The 21,324-nt window shown below is 58.7% G+C and carries 11 protein-coding genes and 1 pseudogene; 7 read left to right on the top strand and 5 right to left on the bottom strand.

Annotation, left to right across the window (positions count from 1 at the left end):
* Window positions 1-1,348: pseudogene (locus ACIREA_RS07575) on the bottom strand (peptidase M28); the annotation flags it as partial.
* Between the two features lie 103 nt (window positions 1,349-1,451).
* Between ACIREA_RS07575 and ACIREA_RS07570 the strand changes: the two are divergent.
* From ACIREA_RS07570 to ACIREA_RS07560, 3 genes are all read left to right on the top strand, one after another.
* On the top strand, window positions 1,452-5,036 hold the full coding sequence (locus ACIREA_RS07570; protein WP_397381662.1) for a PVC-type heme-binding CxxCH protein: 3,585 nt from the start codon (window positions 1,452-1,454) through the stop codon (window positions 5,034-5,036).
* A 52-nt stretch (window positions 5,037-5,088) separates the two neighbouring features.
* The gene (locus ACIREA_RS07565; RefSeq protein WP_397381661.1) at window positions 5,089-8,886 is read left to right on the top strand and encodes a translocation/assembly module TamB domain-containing protein; all 3,798 of its coding nucleotides are present in this window, start codon (window positions 5,089-5,091) and stop codon (window positions 8,884-8,886) included.
* 77 nt (window positions 8,887-8,963) lie between these two features.
* Window positions 8,964-10,955, top strand: coding sequence for an outer membrane protein assembly factor (locus ACIREA_RS07560; protein WP_397381660.1), 1,992 nt, complete (start codon window positions 8,964-8,966; stop codon window positions 10,953-10,955).
* A 1-nt stretch (window position 10,956) separates the two neighbouring features.
* On the opposite strand, the gene ACIREA_RS07555 is transcribed toward ACIREA_RS07560, so the two are convergent.
* Both ACIREA_RS07555 and ACIREA_RS07550 read right to left on the bottom strand, forming a co-directional pair.
* Complete coding sequence (locus ACIREA_RS07555) at window positions 10,957-11,862, bottom strand: DMT family transporter (protein ID WP_397381659.1); 906 nt, start codon at window positions 11,860-11,862, stop codon at window positions 10,957-10,959.
* 319 nt (window positions 11,863-12,181) lie between these two features.
* Window positions 12,182-14,506 carry a TonB-dependent hemoglobin/transferrin/lactoferrin family receptor gene (locus tag ACIREA_RS07550; RefSeq protein ID WP_397381658.1) on the bottom strand — a complete coding sequence of 775 codons (2,325 nt, stop codon included), beginning with the start codon at window positions 14,504-14,506 and terminating at the stop codon, window positions 12,182-12,184.
* Between the two features lie 247 nt (window positions 14,507-14,753).
* On the opposite strand from ACIREA_RS07550, the gene ACIREA_RS07545 reads away from it, so the two are divergent.
* Window positions 14,754-15,749, top strand: coding sequence for a Kelch repeat-containing protein (locus tag ACIREA_RS07545; RefSeq protein ID WP_397381657.1), 996 nt, complete (start codon window positions 14,754-14,756; stop codon window positions 15,747-15,749).
* A 155-nt stretch (window positions 15,750-15,904) separates the two neighbouring features.
* The gene (locus ACIREA_RS07540) at window positions 15,905-16,732 is read left to right on the top strand and encodes a helix-turn-helix domain-containing protein (protein WP_397381656.1); all 828 of its coding nucleotides are present in this window, start codon (window positions 15,905-15,907) and stop codon (window positions 16,730-16,732) included.
* Window positions 16,733-16,739: 7 nt separating this feature from the next.
* Here the strand turns inward: ACIREA_RS07540 and ACIREA_RS07535 are convergent, their stop codons facing one another.
* Together ACIREA_RS07535 and ACIREA_RS07530 are read right to left on the bottom strand one after the other, a co-directional pair.
* Window positions 16,740-17,420: a hypothetical protein gene (locus ACIREA_RS07535; RefSeq protein WP_397381655.1), complete on the bottom strand. Its 681-nt coding sequence runs from the start codon at window positions 17,418-17,420 to the stop codon at window positions 16,740-16,742.
* A gap of 105 nt (window positions 17,421-17,525) precedes the next feature.
* The gene (locus ACIREA_RS07530; RefSeq protein ID WP_397381654.1) at window positions 17,526-19,061 is read right to left on the bottom strand and encodes a YifB family Mg chelatase-like AAA ATPase; all 1,536 of its coding nucleotides are present in this window, start codon (window positions 19,059-19,061) and stop codon (window positions 17,526-17,528) included.
* Window positions 19,062-19,418: 357 nt separating this feature from the next.
* Between ACIREA_RS07530 and ACIREA_RS07525 the strand changes: the two genes are divergently transcribed.
* Both ACIREA_RS07525 and ACIREA_RS07520 read left to right on the top strand, forming a co-directional pair.
* Window positions 19,419-20,597: a glycosyltransferase family 2 protein gene (locus ACIREA_RS07525; RefSeq protein ID WP_397381653.1), complete on the top strand. Its 1,179-nt coding sequence runs from the start codon at window positions 19,419-19,421 to the stop codon at window positions 20,595-20,597.
* 162 nt (window positions 20,598-20,759) lie between these two features.
* The coding region (locus ACIREA_RS07520) for a hypothetical protein (RefSeq protein ID WP_397381652.1) at window positions 20,760-21,324 on the top strand (565 nt) is incomplete at its 3' end.

Genomic DNA, 21,324 nt, shown 5'->3' with positions numbered 1-21,324 from the left:
TGCGGTTGAGCTTCAATTCATTACCTTCGCCCAGCGCGACGCCGGCGGTGAAGTCGAAGTTGTCGAAGTAGGTGTCGTCATCGCCCATGGGGGAGAGGCCGATTTTTTGGAATACGTCCGCGACATATTGGGTAGCGAGTTTTTCTCCTTCAGTGCCGGTGAGGCGGCCGCCGAGGGCATCGCTGGCGAGGTAGGTGACCTGCTGCTTCATGTCTTCGGGGCGGATTTCAGCGGCGGTGGCAGCGAAGTCGGGTTCGGGGGTCTTGGTGATAACCGCCTGCGGATCGGTCTTGAGGCCGAGCGCAGTGAGAGCGTGATCGTGGTCCCAGTCGCCGATGTAAATCTGCGAGGCTCCCCCTGCCCCGCGGCCGCTGGTCCAAGAGAGTTTTTTACCATCTGGAGAGAAGACGGGCAGGCCATCGAAGCCGTCGGTGGTGGTGACGCGCACGGGGTCGTGTTTGCCTGCGGCATCGACGATGTAGAGTTCGAAGTTGGCAAAGCCGTTCAGGTTGGTGGTGAAGATGAGGTACTCGCCGCTGGGGTGGAAATAGGGTGCCCAGCTCATGGCGCCGAGCTTGGTGACGGGCTTTTGGTCGCTGCCGTCGGCGTTCATGGTCCAAACTTCGGCCACATCGCCCTTCGGGGTGAAGCGGCGCCAGCAGATGCGTTTGCCATCGGCGCTGAAGAAGGGGCCGCCGTCGTAGCCGGGGGCGTCGGTGAGGCGCTTCACGTTCGAGCCGTCGGCATCGGCGGTGTAGATTTCCATGAAGTACTGTTTGTCGATCTTCAGGCGCTCCTCGTCCTCTTTGCTGAGTTTCGTTTCGTAGGCCTGGCGATTGCTGGCGAAGACGATCTTTTTGCCATCGGGCGAGTAGCCCCCCTCGGCATCGTAGCCACGGGTGTGGGTGAGGTTTTTGAGAGACTTGTCCAACAAAGAGTATTCCCAGATGTCGTAGTGCTCGTCGTAGTCCCAGGAATAGCGACGCACCTTGGCGTTCTTGCGCTCCTCATACTCAGCGGCTTGCAGCTTTTTCGAGTCGGGGTCGGTGTGGGTGGAGGCGAAGAGCACGCGTTTGCCGTCGGGATGGATCCAGGCGCAGGTGGTCTTGCCCATGCCGGGGGAGATGCGCTCCTGATCGCCCGTTTCCAGGTCCATCAGGTAGATTTGATAGAATGGGTTCCCTTCCTCGCGCTCGGACTGGAAGATCATCTTCTTGCCATCGGCGGAGAAGTAGCCCTCCCCGGAGCGTTTGCCCTCAAAGGTGAGCTGGCGGGGGTTGGTGATGAAATCCGCCTCGGTCTGGGCAAAGACGGCGGTGGAGAGGAAAAGGAAGGCGAGCAGGCGCATGGTTTGGGATAGAGAACATACGTCCGGCAGGGATGTTTGCAGAAACTTTGCGGATGCATCCGGCTCCGAGCCGCGTTTGGTGCGCCTCGACCTTTTTCCGACCATGCGCATCCTTCCCCTGCTCGCTCTATTTCCCCTGCTGGTTTCCGCCGCCGAACCGGTGTCTTTGTTTGATGGCAAGACGCTCAAAGGATGGGACGGCGAAACGACGAAAGTCTGGCGGGTGCAGGACGGGGTGATCGTGGGCGGGTCGCTGGAGGGGAATCCGCAGAACGAATTCCTGACGGCGAAGAAGGTGTACCGGAATTTTATCCTGCGGCTGGAATACAAGCTGGAGGGCACGGAGGGCTTTGTGAACGGCGGGGTGCAGTTCCGCAGTGTGCGCATCCCGCAGCCGCCGAACGAGATGAGCGGCTATCAGGCGGACATCGGCGCGGGTTACTCGGGCTGCCTGTATGATGAATCGCGGCGGAAGAAAATGCTGCTGCAACCGGCGAAGGAACTGATCGAGAAAGCGGAGAAGCCGGGCGAGTGGAACACGTGCGAGATTCGTGCCGAGGAGCAGCGCATTCAGTTGTTTGTGAACAAGGTGCGCACGGTTGATTACACCGAACGTGAACCTGGAATTGATCTGAAGGGGCTCATTGCGCTGCAGATCCACGGCAAGTGCAAGGCGCAGATTTCCTTCCGTAACATCACCATCGAAGCCCTGCCGGACGCGATGGTGCCCGAGGAGAAGGATGTACTGAATCGCTTTGGCAATCCGGGTGCGGCGGTGGCGAAACATGAGCCATTTAAGGATGGCAAGTTTGTGCTGGAGCAGGACGAGGTCATTGTAATGGCGGGCCAGGAGAATCTGGTGCGCGAGCAGAAGGTGGGCGAATTTGAAGCGGTGTTTGGCACTGCCTTTGCGGCCAAGCAGCCGCGGTTTCGCTCAATGGCATGGGAAGGTGACACGGTGTATGAGCAGTGGCGGGATTTGAACTTCGGCGACTGGAAGGCGCAGCTGGATGCGGCAGGTGCGGGCATTGTCATTGCTCAGTTTGGTCAGACGGAATCGTTTGATGGCGTGAAGCGGCTGGCAGAGTTCAAGTCGGCCTACCACCGGCTGCTGGATCAGTTTACCGGCCAAACACCGCGCTTCGTGCTGGTGTCGCCGATGCCGTTTGAGAAGCCTACGGCATCGCACGCACCGGACATCACGCAGAGGAATGCTGATGTGAAGGCGTATGCTGAGGCGGTGCGCGAGGTGGCGAAGCAACGCGGAGCGATCTTTGTCGATCTGTTCACGCCTTTGTCAGCTCGCAAAGGAGAACGACTTACGGATGACGGGCTGCATCTGAATGCGCTGGGATTGCGCGTGGTGGCACGGGAGATTGCGCAGCAGCTTGGGGCTTCATCGAGCGAGGCGGATGACCTCACCGCGCTGAAGGCGGCGATTGTGGAAAAGAACCGTCTTTGGTTCGACTGCTGGCGTCCGGCGAACTGGTCATTTGTGTATGGCGACCGTGTGACGCAGATGTTTGGCAAGCCTGCGCAGGATGCACCGTCGCTGCGTGAGAGCTTTGAAGAGCGCAAGCCGCTGGTCGCCAAACTGGATGCACGCATTCATGCGCTGGCGAAGGGGGAGAAGGCGCAGGATGAGCCGAAGCCTGAAGTCAAAGTGATCACGGAAACGGTGCTGACGCCGGAGCAGCAGATGGCGGCCTTCACGGTTGCGGAGGGGTATGAGATGAATCTTTTCGCCTCTGAGGTGGAAGGCGTGGCGAAGCCGACTCAGTTCTCCTGGGATGAACGCGGGCGTCTGTATGTGGCCTGCTCGCCCACGTATCCGCAGACCCGGCCGGGCATCAAGCCGTCTGACTTCATTCTTGTGCTGGAAGACACGGATGGCGATGGCAAGGCGGACAAGTCCACGCGCTTTGCGGAAGGTCTGACGATGGTGCAAGGAGTGGAGGTGGGTGCCGGTGGCGTGTATGTCTGCGACTTCGACCAGATCGTGCACCTCAAGGACACGAACGGCGACGGCAAGGCGGATGAGAAGACGGTGCTGTTTGCGGGCTTTGGCATCGGCGACACGCATCAGCTGGCGAATTCGATCTGCCATGGTCCGGATGGCGCGCTGTGGTTCACGCAGGGGCTGCATGCCTTTTCACGCGTGGAAACGGCCTGGGGACTGGCCAAGCTGGAAAAAGCGGGCGTGTGGAAACTGAACGCGCGGACGCAGAAAATGGCGGCCTACTTCAATGGCGGCAAGGCAGGGCACAACTGCTGGGGCGTGGCGTTTGATGATTATAACCAGGTCTTCCATAAGAGCGGAGACCGCCCGGTGGGCTATTATAGTGTGCCTGGACTCGTGGCGCTGGCTGATCCTGATGAATACCATCCGACCGGGGCCTTGTTTGACTCGAATCCCAAGACGAACAGCCTGGAGTTCATCGGCACGAAGGCGCTGCCGGATGACATTCAGGGCTGCGCGCTGATCGGTGGCTACTTTGGCAATGTGGTGGAACTGCATCGCCTCGAAGATGACGGCTCCGGCTTCAAGAGCACGCAGCTGCCGAAGCTGGTGAAATCAAGCGACACCTCGTTTCGGCCGGTGGATGTGAGCATCGGGCCGGATGGCGCGATGTATCTGTGCGACTGGTTCAATCCGGTGATCGGCCACTATCAGGCCAGCTATGCGGACCCGCGCCGTGACCGCTCGCATGGGCGCATCTGGCGCATCACGGCCAAGGGCCGTGCACCAGTGAAACAGCCGAAGCTGGCGGAGATGAAGCCGGCTGAACTGCTGGAGCAACTGAAGTCACCGGAGCGTTGGACGCGCTACCAGGCGAAGCGCCTGCTGTTTGATGCGCGGACGGCAGAGGTGCTGAAGGCTGCGGATGCGTTCATCGCGAAGAATGACGATGAACATCTGCTGATGGAGGTTTGTGGCGTGTATGAATCGCATGAGTCACCTAACGCGGAGCTGGTGAAGCGTTTGCTGAAGGCGAAGGACGCGCGGGTGCGGGCCTATGGTGCCAGAGCGACGGAGTCGCTGGAGCTGCTGACCCAGGCCGTGCGGGATGAGAATCCGCGGGTGCGTCTGGAGGCGGTGGTGGCCTGTGCGCATGTGAGCAAGCCCGAAGCCGTGGAAGTGGCGGTGCAGGCGCTCGACAAGCCGACGGACAGGTTCATCGACTACGCCCTCAAGCAGGTGGTGAAGAGCCTGAAGCCGCAATACGTGCCGGTGATGACAAAGCTCACTTTTGGCGGCAATGCCAAACAGGCCGAGTATGTGAAGAAGATCGCCAGTGCCGCAGCCGTGGTGGATCACCCGGGCAAGGCGGTGTATGACGCGCTGTGCCTGAACTGCCACCAGCCTGAGGGCAAGGGGCTGCCTGGCATCTATCCATCTATCGCAGCGAGCGATTGGGCGGCGGGAGATCCAGCGCGCTTGATCAAAATGCTGACTCATGGCCTGAGCGGGCCGATTCGTGTGAATGGCGCGGAATTCAAGCAGCTTGCTCCCCTGCCGATGCCCCCCATGGGACTGAATGACCAACAGGTGGCCGATGTGCTGAGCTATGTGAGGGCCAATTTCAGCAATAAAGCACCCGGCGTGACACCCGAGCAGGTGAAAACCGTGCGTGCCGCCACTGCGGACCGCACCGCCTTGTGGACAGAGGCCGACCTGGCAAAGTAAAAGGATTCACGGCTAGCATTGAACTTGCTACGATTTGAGGCATCGAATGAGCGTGCCTCCTGACGCCCCAAAAAAGACCCGCCGCTGGTGGCGATGGTTCAAACGACTGCTGCTAGCCGGCCTGGTGCTGCTGGCACTGGCCGTTATTTTCCATGAATCGCTGTTGCTCTGGGCAATCAGTTACGGCGGCCCCAAGGGGGCCGAGATGGCCGGGATCAAGCTCAAGTGGCAGGTGAACGGCTCCGTGCTGCGAGATTTGAGGCTCAACCAGATCGAGGCCAGCGGATCGCTGGTGGAGCATGCGGCAATCGGCAAAATCGAGGTGAATTATGATGCCTGGACTTTTCTCAAAACGCGCAACATCGACATCATCAAGAGCGTGGTGGTGAAGGATGTGGATGTGGCGCTGGATCTGCGCAAGCTGGCGAAGGATGAAAAGGTGGTGGTGAAGGTGAAGCAGCCGGCATCTGGCAAGCCACCGACGCTGGTATGGCCGAAGGCCATCGACATCGAAGATGTGAATGCCGAGGTGACGCTCGCAGACGGGAGCAAGATCACGGTGCGGGGTCTGACCCTGCGGGTGGGCGAAGGCATGCCTGGGATTTTTGAACTCGCCGAATTCAAGATGGAGCCAGGTGATCTGCGGGTCGCGAATGTGAAGGCGCAGGTGCAATGGGGTCAGCGCACGCTGACTGTTGCGGGACTCGATCTGCCCTATGGCGCGAAGCTGAAGTCATTCGCGGTGAATTTGAGCGAGTGGGACAAGGATGCGGCCAGCGTGAAACTGGATGTGGGCATGGGCAAAGCAGCCGTGGTCGTGGAGGCCCTGGCACGTGGCATGTTTGGTGGCACGCTGCAAACCAAGGCCGATGTGCGGGTGCGGGACCTGGCATCGAGCGAATTGCAGGCCTTGAAACTGCCTGAGGGTGTCGAGTTCGGGCCGGTGAGTGTGGATTTGCATGCGGAAGGCGATCCGCTGAAACCGATGACACTGGCAGCGGATGGCAAGATCAGCATTCCTAATGTGCGGGCTGCGGGAGTCATGCTGGATTCGATCACGACCACGCTGGAGGTTAAAAATGGCTTGGCCCGTGTGCCTGAGCTGAAGGTGCTGCGTGGGGTGAACGAAGTGGTGGCGGAGCTGGATGCGAAGCTGGCGGAAGATGTGATGAAGTCCCCCTGGACGGCCAAAGTGAATGCGAAAATTGCTGATGTGACTCAACTGCTGGAAAAGCCGCCCGCGGCACGGGGTTTGGTGGAACTGAAGGTCAATGCCAAGGGAATCGGAGCCACGCCGACGCATGTCGCGGCGCAGGCAAATGGCACGGACCTGGGTTTTGAAACCTACAAGCTGCCCAAGCTCGCGGTGCTGCTGAGCCTGGATGGGAAGGTGGCAAAGGTGAGCCTGCCTGCGCTGATGCTGGGCGCAGGAAATCGCGTGGATCTGAATGCGACGATGATGATGGAGGATGCCATGCCGGTGAATGCGCAGTGGCAGATCCAAATCGATGATCCGGCTGCCTTGATGCAGACGGTGGGTCTGCCACCGCAGCCGCAACCGGTGACGGCGAAGATCGCCACAGCGGGCAAGGCAGCCTTCAAGGTGAATGATGTGATGAACGCGACCGCCGATGTTGATTTGAGCGTGACGAACGGCCGCTATGGCGATGCCAAGCTGCCAGTGATCACGGTGAAAGTGAATGTGGCCAATGGCACGGCCACATTGCAGCCCTGCAGCATCGTGGTGGATGAGCAGAACCGCATCGACCTGAAGGGTAAAGCAAAGCTGCAGGCGCCGTGGGGATTTGATCTGAATGGAGACATCGCGCTGCCAGTCCTCGCGAGTTTGAACCCGCTGCTGGCTGCGGTGAAAGCGCCCGCGATGGAATCGGGCAGCCTCTCGGTGAAGCTCAATGTCAGCGGCGATGCGAGCCCGTGGCGCGGTGAAGGCCGTGTGGAAATGCAGGTGGTGAAGGCGAAGGTGGCAGGCATGCCGGAAGCAGCGGACGTGAACTTGAAGACGACCTTTGCCGGCACCACGGCGCAAATCGAGACGATGCAGGCGGTGCTGGGCCCGTGGAAGCTGGTCACCAAGGGCATGGTGACGGACAAGGAGGCGCGCATGAGCGAGCTGAGCTTCTGGCAAAAGGAGCGGCAGCTGATGAGCGGGCATGCGTATGCGCCGTTTGATGTGATGCAGACAGGCTTGGCAAATGGCGTGCCGCTGGATGTGGTGCTGAATGCACATGAGCTGCCGATTCATGAAATCGCGGCAGCGGCGGGTGTGAAGAGTGTGCCACCGGGATTGCTGAGTGTGGATGTGAAGATCGGTGGCCGGCTAGATACGACGGATGCTTCGGTGAAGGTGGCACTGAAGGAGCTGAAAGCCCCCGGAATGCCGAAATCGTTTCAACCAGCCACGGTCGATGTGCTGACGACGCTGAAGGCGAATGAACTGCTACTCGATGTGAAGGTGGTGCAGGTGCCTCTGCAACCTTTGACGTTGAAGGCGACCGTTCCTGTGGTGCTGACGAAACTGATGAAGCAACCGGAGCTGGCGATGGATCTTCCATTAAAGGCCACCTTGGATCTGCCGGAGAGCGATCTGAGTTTTGCGCGCGAGTTTGCCCCAGATGTGGTGAGATCCGTGCCGGCGAAATTGAAACTTCATGCGAGCGTGGGCGGCACGGTGAAGGCACCGCTGATCGATTCGGCGCTCGATATGAACGCGCCGGAGATCGACTTTGTGAGTGCTGACATGCCGAGCGTGCGTGATCTGCGAGTCAAGGTGCGCAGCCATGATCGCAAGGTGACGTTGGAGGACATCTCGGTGATGCTCGCAGGTGGCAAGGTGCGGCTGGGAGGGACACTGGATGCCGCCAACACCCAGGACCCTCGATTTGATCTGAAGGTGGAGGCACGTGAGGCCCTGGTGATGCGGAACCCCACTTCGAGCGTGCGAGCGAACGCAGACATCGCGTGCGTCGGAACTTTGAAGACGGCACGTGTGAGCGGCACGGTGGAGGCCGTGCGTGGCCGCATCTTTCAAGAAGTGAATCTGCTGCCGAATGTCACCGGCATGATTCAGCAGGGAGAAAAACTGCCACCACCGCCGCCTTCGACCTCGAAGGTCGATCAAAAGCTGGCTCTGCCGCCAATGCTGAAGGACTGGACGTTTGATCTGAAGGTTAAGACGCGTGACCCGGTGGTGATCGCGGGCAATCTGATGAACGGGGCCATCTCGGCAGACATTGCGCTAGGCGGCACGGGCGCAGCACCGCGTCTGACGGGCTTTGCGAATGTGGACCGCATGGTTTTGAAACTGCCGTTCAGCCTGCTGAAGATCACCAAGGGCGTGGTGACGATGAATCCGGACAACCCCTTCACACCGAAGCTTGATGTGCGTGGTGAATCGCGCGTGGGGAGCAATGACATCACGCTTTATGTCTATGGCGATGCGTCGAATCCGAAGACACGATTTACCAGTACGCCGCCTCTGTCCGAAGCGGACATCGTGACGCTGCTGGGCACAGGCATGACGCTGGGCGGGGACAATGCGCAGATGGCGAGCGAAGCGATGACGCGCGCGGCGTTTCTGGTGATCGCCGAGACCTACCGCAAAATCTTCCACAAAAAGAAGACGGTGAGCCCCGACCCGCCGAGGCTACATACGACTTTCAATCCCTCAGGAGCAGACCGTGCGAATGACAGCATGCAGGCGATGTATGAGATCACCCCCAAAGTCAGGTTCATCGGCCGCTTTTCCCAGTCGGGTCGCATGAAGGCGCTGCTGGGGTATGTGCTGCGCTTTGGCAAGGCCGCAAGAGCCATGGATGAGGACCCGCAATGATGAATGGCCACACTAGCATGAAGAATGGCAGCCGGTTGCGATGCAATTGGCTGGTTTTGCTGGCGCTGTTTTGCGTGATGGGAACTGCCTGGGGATATGAAGTACATTTTGGCCAGACGACGGTGCGCGTGGATGGTGTGGAAGCCGCGCAGTGGGAAGATCTGCGCAGCATGCTGATGGACCAGCTGACGCTGAATGGCAGCGGCGCGCCCGGTGAACCGCTGGCGGATGACCTGGCGTTTTTTGTACGCCAGCATTTCATCCGCGAAGGATGGCCGGACGCTGAAACGGCATGGAAGATGGAGCCGGGCGGGATTCACCTGACCGTCAAGCCAGGCAAGGCCGTAAGAGTAGGAGCGGTGACACTGAAAGGCGACACACCGCTGCCGGAGGAGGAACTGAAGAAGTACCTGATGAAGCCCACTCTGGAGCGTGAGGATGTGGATAAAAAACTGCCGCAATGGGTGGAGGCGGATATGCAGCAGGGTGCGGGGCTGGTGCAACGGCGTCTGCGTGCCGAAGGCTATTTGAATGCAGAGACACTGCTGCTGCCCGCACCAACCGCCGGTCCGGACATGCGGCGTGATCTGACACTGGAGATCAAAACAGGACCCAAGTTTACCTTTGGCCAGGCATCCATCACGGGATCGCCGCCAGAGCTGGAAAAACTGACGCAGGCGCAAATGACGGAGGCAAGCGGGACGCCCTTCAATGAAGCGCGGGTACAGCAGATCCAGAAGCGTTTGGATTCGATCTGCGCTGAGCACGGCTGGCTGCATGCGGCGACAACAGCGGATTACACACTGGGGAAATCCGGCGGCACGGTGGATGTGGTGTTTCGAGTGCAGGCCGGTGAGCGGGTGCGCATCACCCGGATCACGACGCATGACGCCTTCAGCCGCGGGGCCAAACGGGTGCTGCTGGCGAAATTCAAACCGCTGACGGGCCAGATTTACGAAGCCGAGGAGGCGGACTTCCTTTTCAAGCGGGCTCTGGACACGGGGATGTTTGCGCTGCTTGACACCAAGGTACTGCCTGAAAATGGCAACATGGCTGCGGGCAATCTGCGAATCACGGGCGAGGAGACGAAACCCGTCACCGTCGGCTTTGAGCCGGGCTTTGACACCTTCCTCGGGCCGCAGTTTGGCGTGACTTATAAAAACACGAACTGGCGTGACACGGGCAACACGCTGGCGGCAGAACTGAGCTACAGCATGGCGGGGCCGGTGGGCTTTGTGAGCCTGACCAACCCGGCGGTGTTTGACTCCCAGCATTCGGCCACAACCCGGCTCGCGCTGGAGCAGTTCAACCGATTTGAATACGACCGCATCGGCACGGCGCTGAGCCTGGATGTGGCGCGGCGGGTGGATCAGGCACTGAGCTATTCGTTGTTCATCGGCACGACAGCCAACTCGGTCAGCTCCAACGTGCTGACTCTGCCGCAGACGGGACCCGCCAACTACTCACTGATGAACGTGGGGGGCAATGTGATGTATGATCGGCGGGACAGTCCGGTGCTGCCGAAAAAGGGCTGGTATCTTTCCGGGCGAATCGAGAGCTCCACCGATGCCCTGGGCTCAGGCGTGAGCTTTGTACGATCAGATCTGCGCGGCGCATGGTACATCCCGATCACCAAGAAATTCCGCTTTGCCACCGGTGCTGAATTGTCCACGATCCAAGGAGCGATGGCGGACAAAATCCCCATCGACAGCCGTGTGTTCAATGGAGGGCCTTACAGCGTGCGCTCCTTTGGCATGCGCAAGCTCGGCCCTGTGACACCGGGAGGAACCCCCCTGGGCGGAACCTCGGCGCTGTTTGCCAGTGCTGAATTTTCGTATGAGGTCATGACGAATTTGGAGTTCGCGATCTTTGGTGACATCGGCAGCCTGGGCCAGGGAAACAACTCGTCTCCGCTGTCGTATTCCTCAGACTTCCGCGAGGCCATCGGCGCGGGTTTGCGCTACAAGCTGCCGTTTGGGCCGATCCGCATCGACTACGGGCACAATCCCAACCGCCGCACGGGGGAGCAGAGCGGCTTCCTGCATGTGACGGTGGGGTTTGCGTTCTGAGTCAGCTGGCGGCGGGCTTCTTGCTGAACCCACCCACGACGGTGTGATAGCAGCCCCAGAGCACCAGCACGCCGCCGATCGCCTGCGCGACGGTAAAGGGTTCGGCAAACAGGGTGATGCTGGAAAGCGAGATGACCACAGGCACCGTCATCTGAAAGGCACCTCCTGCAGCAACCGAGAGAAAACGAAAGCCCTCCGTCATGGCCAACTGACCAACGCTGGCGCACAGCGCCGCGGCTGTGAGCAGCACCACGTCCATGGCATTGAGCGACGTGAAATGAGCAGCAGCGAGTGGCAAGGAAAGCAGCAGCGCATAAATGCACTGAGAGGAAAAGATGGTGGCGCTGGTCTCCGTGCGCGTGAGCTGACGGATCACAACGACGACTGCAGCAGCAAGCACCGCCCCGGTGAGCGCGATCATTTCATGATGCCCAAACAGGGCCATCGTGCCGGGGGCCAGTCCGGTGAGCAGACTCAGGCCGGTCAGAGCCAGCAGAATGCCAAAAAGCTTCACCAGCCCGAGCCGCTCATGCAGAACGAAAGCGGCCATGATGGCGGCAAAGATGGTCCAGGTGTTGCCAATGAGGGTGGCCTTGCCAGCTCCCAGCGGCCCGATGGTGGTGTAGTAGGCCGCGGTACCAAGTGCCCCGAGGACTCCACGTGAGGCGAGCAGCCAGCTTTGAAACGAGCGGCGGATTTTCAGCGTGCCTGCAGGAGCGAAGAGAATGATCGTCAAGAGCAGCCCGACGGCCGCACGGAAGGTCATCGACATCCAAGGATCGATGTTACGATGCGAGGAAAGATCCTTCAGCAGGAGAGCATTGCCGGAAAAGCAGATGAGTGAGAGCAGCATCGCCTGCGCGCCGCGCCGGGGATGATGCTGGAGTTGGGTATCAGGAGGGCTCATGGAGGTGCCGGTCTGAGGGCTACCTTCTGGCATCATATCTGATTGTTTTGTCTCGTGATGATGAGCGCTTTTCGCGCAGGGTCCTCAAACCGTGGTGTCAGGCATGCCAAAGGGCGCGTACCGTTTTTACAACGGCACGAATCGCGATTCGGCTGGCAGGTTTGAGGTTCATCAGACGTGAGGATCATGGATGTGAAATACGGAAGTGCAAACCTGATCTTGTTGCACCCGGACCGGAAATAAAAACGGGCGCGGCGACACCACTCGCCACGCCCGCTTGAATGACTCAACACCCACTTTTGTGCTGACTCAAAATGTCCTAGAAGATCACTGACAAGGCCACGCGGCCATTGATGCCGGGCTGGGTGTAACGGTCGAGACCTGGATTCGAGGAGTCGACACCGCGCACGTTCTGATACAGCCAGTACTTCTGGTTGGTCAGGTTGTAGAGGCCGGCGGTAAGGGTGATGTTTTTGGAGAGCTGCCAGCGGGCCACGAGGTCGAGGGTGAGGGCGCTGGGAGTTTTGAACTGATTGATCCCGCCGGGGGTGGAGCTGGTGGAACACTTGTGTGCATAGTAAGTCGAGATCAGCTCCACCTGCCATCTCTCACGACGATAGCGCAGGCCAGTGACGAGCTTGAAGGGATCCACGCTTGCCAGGGGCTGCTTGTTCTGGCCATCCCAGCCCTGACTGTAGGCTGCATTGGTGAAGGCTCCGAAGTTGCCGAAAGCCTCATGAATGAATCCAAACGCCGTATCTCCTTTGAATTCGAGACCGTAAATCTCTGCTGAAGTGAGATTGCTGCTCTGATAGATGATCGGATTGCCCGGAGCGCCGGTGCCACCGACCTGCATGAAGGTGTTGATGAAGTTTTCGTAGTGATTGTAATAACCTGCGAAGTTCCATGAGGACTCTTTTCCTTTGCGGCGGACACCGATTTCGAAGCTGTTGCTGGTTTCTTTTTTCAGGTCCGGATTCGGAATGGTCTGATAACCGAAAGCTGTGTTCGTGATGGTGGCGTTCAGTTCTTCGCTGCTCGGGTTGCGGAAGCCGTTCGAATACTGGAAGTAGGCGCTGTGCTCCTCATCGATCCTGAAGAGGTAGGCGAGCTTTGGCGCGATGGCGAACTGGTTGAAATCCTGTGGTGCTCTACCGGCGCTGGCGCTCAGGTAGAGCGGATCTGAATGCGTGGCGACGTCATAGTACTCGGCACGCACACCGGGTGTCAGGCGATGACGAAGGTCCCTGCCCCAGGCAATCTCATCCTGGATGTAAACACCCACACGGGAAGTGCGCGTATCAGGCATGTCCTTCAGCGGATACGTGTCTGGCGAGATGACCTTTGTGACGGTATTCGTGGTGAAGTTGTACTCCGTGGCATCACGCACGCGGCGGGAAAAGGAAGTGACCATTTCAGTGCCGTAGGCCAGCGTGTGGTTCAAAGCGCCCGTCGTGAAGGCTTTGCTGAAGTTGAAGTTCGCCCCGATGTGATCCTGACGGTACATGTAATCACGAATGCGCAGGCGATCCTGCGGGGTTGGGGTGATGCGATCACGGTCCTCAACCTGGTGCTCCGGCGTTTCGGAAACCTGATAGTACATGTTCCAAGTCAGCTTGTCGAAGATCAGGCCGAGGCCGGCGGCGTCATACTTGTGCTCCAAACTGAAGCGCATGCGGCGCAGGTCGTCGTTCAGCAGCAGGGAGTTCACGTTGTAATTAATCCCGGGAGCAGCCAACACGACACGGCGCGCGCTGAGGAGATCATTGTCACTGGAGCGTTCGAGGTACTCACCCGTAAGCTCGAAGCGATGACGGTCCGAGGGGCGCCAGACCATTTTGCCGAGCCAGTTGTTCACATTGTAGGTGCTGGTGTCTGATTGGATGGCACTGCGGTTGTCGACCTCATGGCCATCGCGCCGGGTGTAATGGAACAAGAACTCCACATTCCCCGCGCGCTGTGCCATGCTGATGGTGTGGCCCCAGCTGTCATCCGTGCTGTCATAGCGAGTGGTCAGACGCGCCACGGAGTTTCTACCACCAGGCGACATCGCCAGCAGGTCTTCGGGATCGATGGTGGTGAAGGAAACCACCCCCGCGAGAGCGTCACTGCCATAAAGGGAGGAAGCAGCGTTCTTGAGGATTTCGACCTGCTTGAGAACATCCACGTCAACGAAGTCACGGCCGATATTGTAAGCGCCACCAAAGGTGAACTGATCTGCCTGGCGGATGCCGTCCATTGTCATGAGGACACGGTTGCCATCCAGACCACGAATGTTGATGCTGGAGTTTCCGGCCCGAGAGTTTGCAGCCGGGCCCGTACCACCCACGCCAAATGGAACGCTCACGCCGGGTTCGTAACGCGCATAATCGCGCATGCTGGTGGCCAGAGTGAACACGTTGGCATCCTTGTCCAGCACCGTGACAGATGCAGGAACGTCTGCGGCTGACTGTGCATGACGGGAAGCGACGATGACGATTTCTGGAAGCACCGCGCCACCGGCTGAGTTCTGCGTTTTGGTTTCCTTTTTCGCCAATGCTTTGATGGCTTGTTCGGTCTGCGATTGTTCCTGAGCAGCAAGCGGAAGGCAGCAGGCGAGCATGAGCAACGAGAGTTTGTGTAATAACGCGGGAGGTGGTTTCATGGACCGCCGCTCTAGCTCAGCGGAGTCATGTGACGCTTTCGTTGGAATGACCAAGAATGGTGCTCATTTGCGGTGACCAGCTTCCCTGATCATTTGATCGTCACTATTTCGCAAATGAGCGCAGCCCTGTGACATCAGGCTGCCTGGCCCGTACTCCCGATCATTCGGCAGACATGTCATTTCTCCGCCAGTTTTTCACAACCCGACGCAAGCAGCAGCGCGTAGCTGCTGTATCGCAGGTGTCCGCATGAAAGCTCTTCCACTGATTTTCCTATTTCTAGTCGCCTTCACTTCTGCCCTGAGGGCGAATGACACTCCGCCAGAGATGCCTTTGTCTGTTGCGAGCTTTGGTGCCGCAGGCACGCCGGATGGCTCCTTGTATTTCTATGGCGGTCATAGTGGCAAACGTCACAAATACAATCGTGATGAAGTGCATGGTGATTTGTTTCGCTGGAATCAGGGTGCAGACAAATGGGAGGCACTGGCGAAGGATGAACCAGCGCAGGGTGCATCCCTCGTCGCCGCAAAAGACGGCGTGATCCGCATCGGCGGCATGGCCGCTCGCAACGCAAAGGGCGAGAAACAAGACCTGTGGTCGAGCGAGACAGCGGCGCGTTATGACATCACGAGCGGCAAATGGATTCCCCTGCCGAAGCTGCCCCAGCGCCGTTCCAGCCATGACAGCATCGTCTGCGGCGACACCGTCTACGTCATCGGTGGTTGGAGGATGGAGGGCGACGCGGACTCCGTGTGGCATGACACCTATCTCACGCTCGATTTGGCCAAAGCTGATGTGACTTGGAAGAGCCATCCGCAGCCATTCAAACGCCGCGCCATCGCGGTGCAAACCATCGGCACGAAGGTGTATGCCATCGGCGGTATGACCGATGAGGACAAGACTACGAGTGCTGTCTCGGTGCTTGATACGACGACCGGCAAATGGAGTGACGGACCGGCGCTGCCCGCAGAGAAGATCGGCGGTTTTGGTTTTGCTGCCGTGGCACATGAAGGACGCCTGTTCTCCAGCGGAGTGACAGGCCAGTTGCTCGAGCTGCGCGGTGAGGCGTGGGTGGCGGTCGCCAAGCTCGCTCACCCACGATATTTCCACCGTTTGTTGATCGGAGGAACTGGGAAGCTTATCGCCATCGGTGGAGAGAGTCGCGAAGGTGTCAAAGCACCGCCGGAAGTCATCGCCCTGCCTGCTGCGGATTCAGCACCATTGCAGGTCTCCCCTGCCCCGTGAGGTCCGCAGGCAAGCAGCACTGAGCTTAAACAGTCGAAATAACTGGAATCAAGCCTAGCAAAGATGTGACGTGATGAGAAATTGAGACTGAGTTTCAATCCCAACTAACAATGCCCACAGCTGCGCCAGAACCTCCCTTTCGCTCATGGACCACCGTGCCTGAACGAATTGAGGCAGACTGGGCGGATGCCACGGCTGCAAATGCCCTCGTGGCTCATCTCAATTTTCGGGGTGATGCAGAGATGCGCTGGAGAGATGGCAGCAGCACCACGATTTCGCCACGAACGACTTGCTGGCTGCGCGCCAGTCCGGCGGAGATGCTGATGGCCCGCCGGGTCGCCAGTCGTGACCGCCATGAGTGCCTCACGCTGGTGTTTCCAGATGCCTGGCTGCGTTTTACCTTGAAAGGCGTGACCTCTCAGGTGGGCGATGCATTTGAACCTCTGATCAGCGGCACCTCACGCTGCGTGCTGCGACAACCGCTGACTGAGGAGGATGAAGGCTGGGCACGCGGAGCCATGCCGCCACACCTGTGCTCACAAGCCAGACAGCTGCTGGATTCGGCACGCCTTACAGAGTTTTTCATCCACTCCGTCTTCCGCAGTGACACTGCCCACCAAGCAGGGACCGCCATCAGCCGTACGCTGCGAGTCGCCCAGGAGCGCGTGCAGCGCGTCAAGGATCTGATGCTCGCGCAGATCGATGCGCCGCCTTCTCTTGACGAACTGGCCGCCACGGTCGGCTGCAATCCGAGCTACCTCAGTCGCACCTTCACGCAGATCGAAGGCACCACTCTCTCCCAATGGCTACGCCGCGTGCGCATTGAACACGCGGCATCCCTCATCGCGACCGGGAAGTGCAATGTCTCCGAAGCCGCGCTCGAAGTGGGCTACCAAAGCTTCTCACACTTCAGCCGCGCTTTTGCGGAGGAGAAAGGCGTGCCGCCTTCGCAATGGGTGCGCCGTTTGAGCGGAGACAAATAGGCCAACATTACTTCTTATCTTCTTTGACCGTCCAATACAGCGAGGCGCTGTGGCTGGTGATGCCAAAGGGGACACCATTGAAGAAGCCAGGCAGCTCTTCCGAATAACGGGCGACGGCAAGCAGATACTGGCCGGGCTTGGAGATGTCAGGAGCACGCACGAAACCCTCGGCATCAGCCTGGAGCTTCTGATCGCTGACTTTGGGAGAGAAGAAAAGCAACTCGACACCGCCGAGGGGCTTGCCACGGAAATAAACCCGCGCTTCGCCGGGCTTGCCGGTAGGAACGATGTCCATCGTCATCGCAGGCGTACCGGCACCTGCGCCTTCTGGCTGCCAGCGGCAGTAAAAGATGGGCGCACGCGCGGGCTTGTCCTCATGCAGCTTGCGCACCATGAACTGAGCCTGGGCAAATGTGGGTCGTGTGCCATCAACCTTGCCGAGGAAGAAATGATCTTTCTTTTTGGCCACTTCAAAGAGCTGTGGCTGGCCTTTGTCATCAAGCGTCCAGCCGGACACCTGGACGAAGGCATCGAGGTTGCCAGGCGAGACTTCGTATTCATCCCCCCATTGGGCAAACCGTACACCGAGACCGGCATTGTCCGGCAGTTCTTCAACCCAAAGAGAGTGGGCGGTGGCGGCGAGAGGTAGAAAGCTAAAAGCTGTGAGGGCGATAAGTGAGCGAATCATGATAAGCTTGGGGAGGTTCGCTGACCACATACCTGCGATAAACGCGGGGTTCTTGCGGGCAATTGTCAGGAACTGTCGTTGTCTTGCGTTGGCGCACTCAGTCAATCACGCCCACATCTTCCGGTCCAGTGTGCGGTAGCCGATGGCTTCCAGCACGTTGTCAGCGCTGATTTTGTCATGTCCAGCTAGATCAGCCAGAGTGCGCGCCACTTTGAGAATGCGATCATGAGCGCGAGCGCTGAAATTCATCTCGCTCATGGCGTGCTCGAGACAGCCTGCTGCCTCGGCATCAAGTTCACAGTGCTTTTTGATGAGGCGCGGCGTCATGCTGCTGTTGGCATGAACACCCGCATGTTTGGCAAAGCGTTCCTGCTGCATGCCGCGTGCGGTTTCGACACGCTTGCGAATTGGGTCGGAGGCTTCACCGCCCTCGCTCGAAGCCAGAGCCTTGTAATCAACGAGCGGCACCTCCACGTGAAGATCGATACGATCCAGCAACGGCCCGCTGATGCGCTGGCGGTAACGCTGAATCACTACCGACCCACAGCGGCATTCGCGTTTGAGATCGCCGTAATAGCCGCAGGGACATGGATTCATGGCAGCCACAAGCATGAATTTCGCCGGGAAGGTAACGGAGCCTGCGGCACGTGAGATGGTGACCTTGCCGTCTTCGAGCGGCTGGCGCAGGACTTCCAGCGTGCTGCGACGGAATTCGGGCAGTTCATCCAGAAAGAGAACCCCGTTGTGCGCCAGGGAGACTTCACCCGGACCTGGATTGGAGCCGCCGCCGAGCAGACCGGCATCACTGATGGTATGATGCGGGGAACGAAACGGACGTGTGGCAACGAAGGCGCTGGCTTCGCAAAGCAATCCTGCGGCGCTGTGGATTTTGGTGGTTTCGATGGCCTCCTCCTCGCTCATGCCGGGCATGATGGTCGGGATGCGTTTGGCGATCATCGATTTGCCAGTACCCGGAGGGCCGATCATCAACAGCCCATGACCGCCACTGACGGCGATCTCGATGGCCCGAATCGCATCGGCCTGACCTTTCACGTCATCGAAATCAATGTCGTAATGGGAGACAGCGGCGAAGAGCTCAGTCGCACGGCAGGGCTCGGGCGCGATTTCCACATCGCCTTTGAGGTAATCCACGACCTCTCGGAGATTTTGCACTCCCACGATGTCAATCCCGGCCACGACGCTGGCCTCAATGGCAGCGCGCCTCGGCACCAGCAACCGTTTGCGCCCTTTGCGCCGCGCTTCGAGCGCCACTGCGAGCAGACCACGCACCGGCCGCAGTTCACCATTGAGGGCCAGTTCGCCGATCATGGCTGTCTCTGCCAGGATGGCCATGGGGATTCTTGCCCGGTGAGCAATGAGCGAAATAGCGATGGGCAGATCAAAGCCGGGCCCCTCCTTTTTCAAATCAGCGGGAGCCAGGTTCACGGTGGTCACCCCGTCATTCATGATGAAGCCAGACGAGGAAATCGCCGCTGTGACACGCTCGCGGCTTTCCTTCACTGACGCATCCGGCAGACCCACGATGAACATCTTAGGAGTGCCGCCGCCGTCATGCGATTCAATCTCCACCTCCATGGCATCGACGCCGACGAGGGTGGCTGAGTAGGTTCTGGCGATCATTCGGGTTGATTATTAAGTGGGTCAGGATGAGTGCAAGTGTGCGTCAATCCTGATCCCGCTGCTTCGCTTGCATGTTTTCGTGAATCGGACGTAAATCTGATTCAAACGAATACCATCAGTACGCACAGATTAGTGGATCAAAGTCTTTTCCCAGAGGAAATTCCTATTTTGAATCGCCACTTGAATGGCAAGACTGGGACGGTTCCACCGGCTAAAAATTGGCGTCCCTGCAGCCGGATGCGTTTCGCAGTTTGCCTCCAGATCTTTGGAATGAGGCTCCTGCTCGCGAACGAGATATCAGAAACGTAGAAGTGGGAGCTTGCCAATTGATGGATTCAGGTGCAGCAAAGCGAACCCATGAGTAGCACTCTTCCGCTTAATACAAGCAACCAGACAGAAGCAACTGCTGTTGATTTAAGCTTCGTTTTCCCATGTCTCAACGAGGAGACAACCTTGGGCACGTGCATTCAGCAGGTTAATGAAAGCCTTGCCCCAAGCGGGATTCGCTATGAAATCATCGTGGCTGACAATGGCAGCACGGACAGTTCCCGTGAGATCGCGCTAGGCCTGGGATGCCGTGTGGTACCGGTGGCAGCGCGCGGCTATGGAGCGGCCTTGCGCGGGGGGATCGAGGCGAGCCAGGCCGAGTATGTCATGTTTGCAGACTCAGACAGCACCTACCTTTACGCGGATGCCGCGCCGCTGTACCGAGCGGCCAAAGAAGGGAACGCGGACATGGCCATTGCATCCCGAATGATCGGCGAGATCGAGCCAGGGGCCATGCCGACGCTGCACCGCCGACTTGGCACGCCCGTGCTGACCACCTTGATCAATCTGCTGTTTCACGGCAAGCTTTCTGACTGCAACTCAGGCTTCCGCTGCATTCGTAAGACAGCATTCGATGAATGGCAAATCCGCTCGAATGGAATGGAGTTCGCCTCCGAATTGCTCATCAAGGCGCTCAAGGCAGGTGCCCGCTCCGTCGAAATTCCCTCCGGCCTTCGAAAAGGCCCGGAGGGCCGAGTTGCCCACCTGCGCACCTGGCGTGACGGCATGCGCCACCTGCTGTTCATCTTCTCAGAAAAACCACGACTATTCGAGTTGCTCGGTTTCATCACGGTCCTGGTGACCACGCTGCTGCAGATCACCGCCTTCTGCACCGGCCCAGTGAGTATAGGCGGGGTTTTTCACGTCTTCGATCTTCATAGTCAAGCCTTGCTACTGCTGACGGGCATCATCGGTGCCCAGTTCTATCTGTTCAGCTGCATACTCTTTCTGCAGAGCAATGACCGCTCGCTCGGCATCACCCGGAAACTGATCCATCTCGATGAAGGTGTTTTGTTTTTCACCCTGCTGGCCACCGTTGGCGCATGCGCCACTGTCGCGACCTATATCGGTATAAAATGGTCACTTTCTGGCTTCGGGAACCTAAATCTGGCCCGCGACCTGCTCTTTTGGTCCCATCCTCTAGCCATCTCCATTTCCTTCTCGGTCGGGTTGCTCGGCCTGCATATCCTGAAAAAGGCACAAAAATGACTTTCTCCGCGCCCGCCCCCTCCTCTGTATCAAAGAACATGTCTTGCAAAGATCAGCGTCCGCGCCTCATTTCCGACCTGAAGAATCTTTGAAAGCATCAACTAGAGGCTTAGGGACGAACAACTCTGGCGAACGCGACTTTTTCATATGCACACTTTGAGCATGGGCCACTGGTCCCACATCGCTAGCCGCGCAGCACGCGACATCTTGGTGTTTGCAAGCGGTTATCTGCTGGCGAACTACGTGCGATTCACAGGACTGTGGCGCATTGAGGACTTTATTCCTTCGATTTTCGCTGGAGCGGGAACACTCGTCTCGATCACCTACATCCTCGGACTTTATTCCGTCGAATCTCAAAGACGCTCCTCTTTCCTGACTCACTCCATTCTTCTTACCTTCGCGTTTCTTATCGCCTTCGTGGTCATTACGCTGGTCGGCTTTGTCACGTTGGAATTCGTTGGACGTGGTTTTATGGCACTTGGCTGCCTCTTCTCTTATCCCGTCCTGCTCTTCAGCCACTGGCTGCTGTATCACAAACACCGTATTGCCCCGGAACGAATCGCGTTCGTCGGTGAGTCCGAGGAAGAAATCGCCGAATACGAGCGACTGCGGTCAATGTGTCCTTCAGGGGTCCAATTGGTTGGTCGTATCGGCATCGAGAACGATCAGGATCATGAGCACGGCTTCCTCGGCAGGCTCAGAAATGTGCGAAACCTCATGCAGCAGT

Source organism: Prosthecobacter sp., from assembly GCF_044373815.1.
Taxonomy (GTDB): domain Bacteria; phylum Verrucomicrobiota; class Verrucomicrobiia; order Verrucomicrobiales; family Verrucomicrobiaceae; genus Prosthecobacter.
Note: the sequence above shows the minus strand (reverse complement) of the source record. Positions and strands in the feature narration are given on the sequence as shown.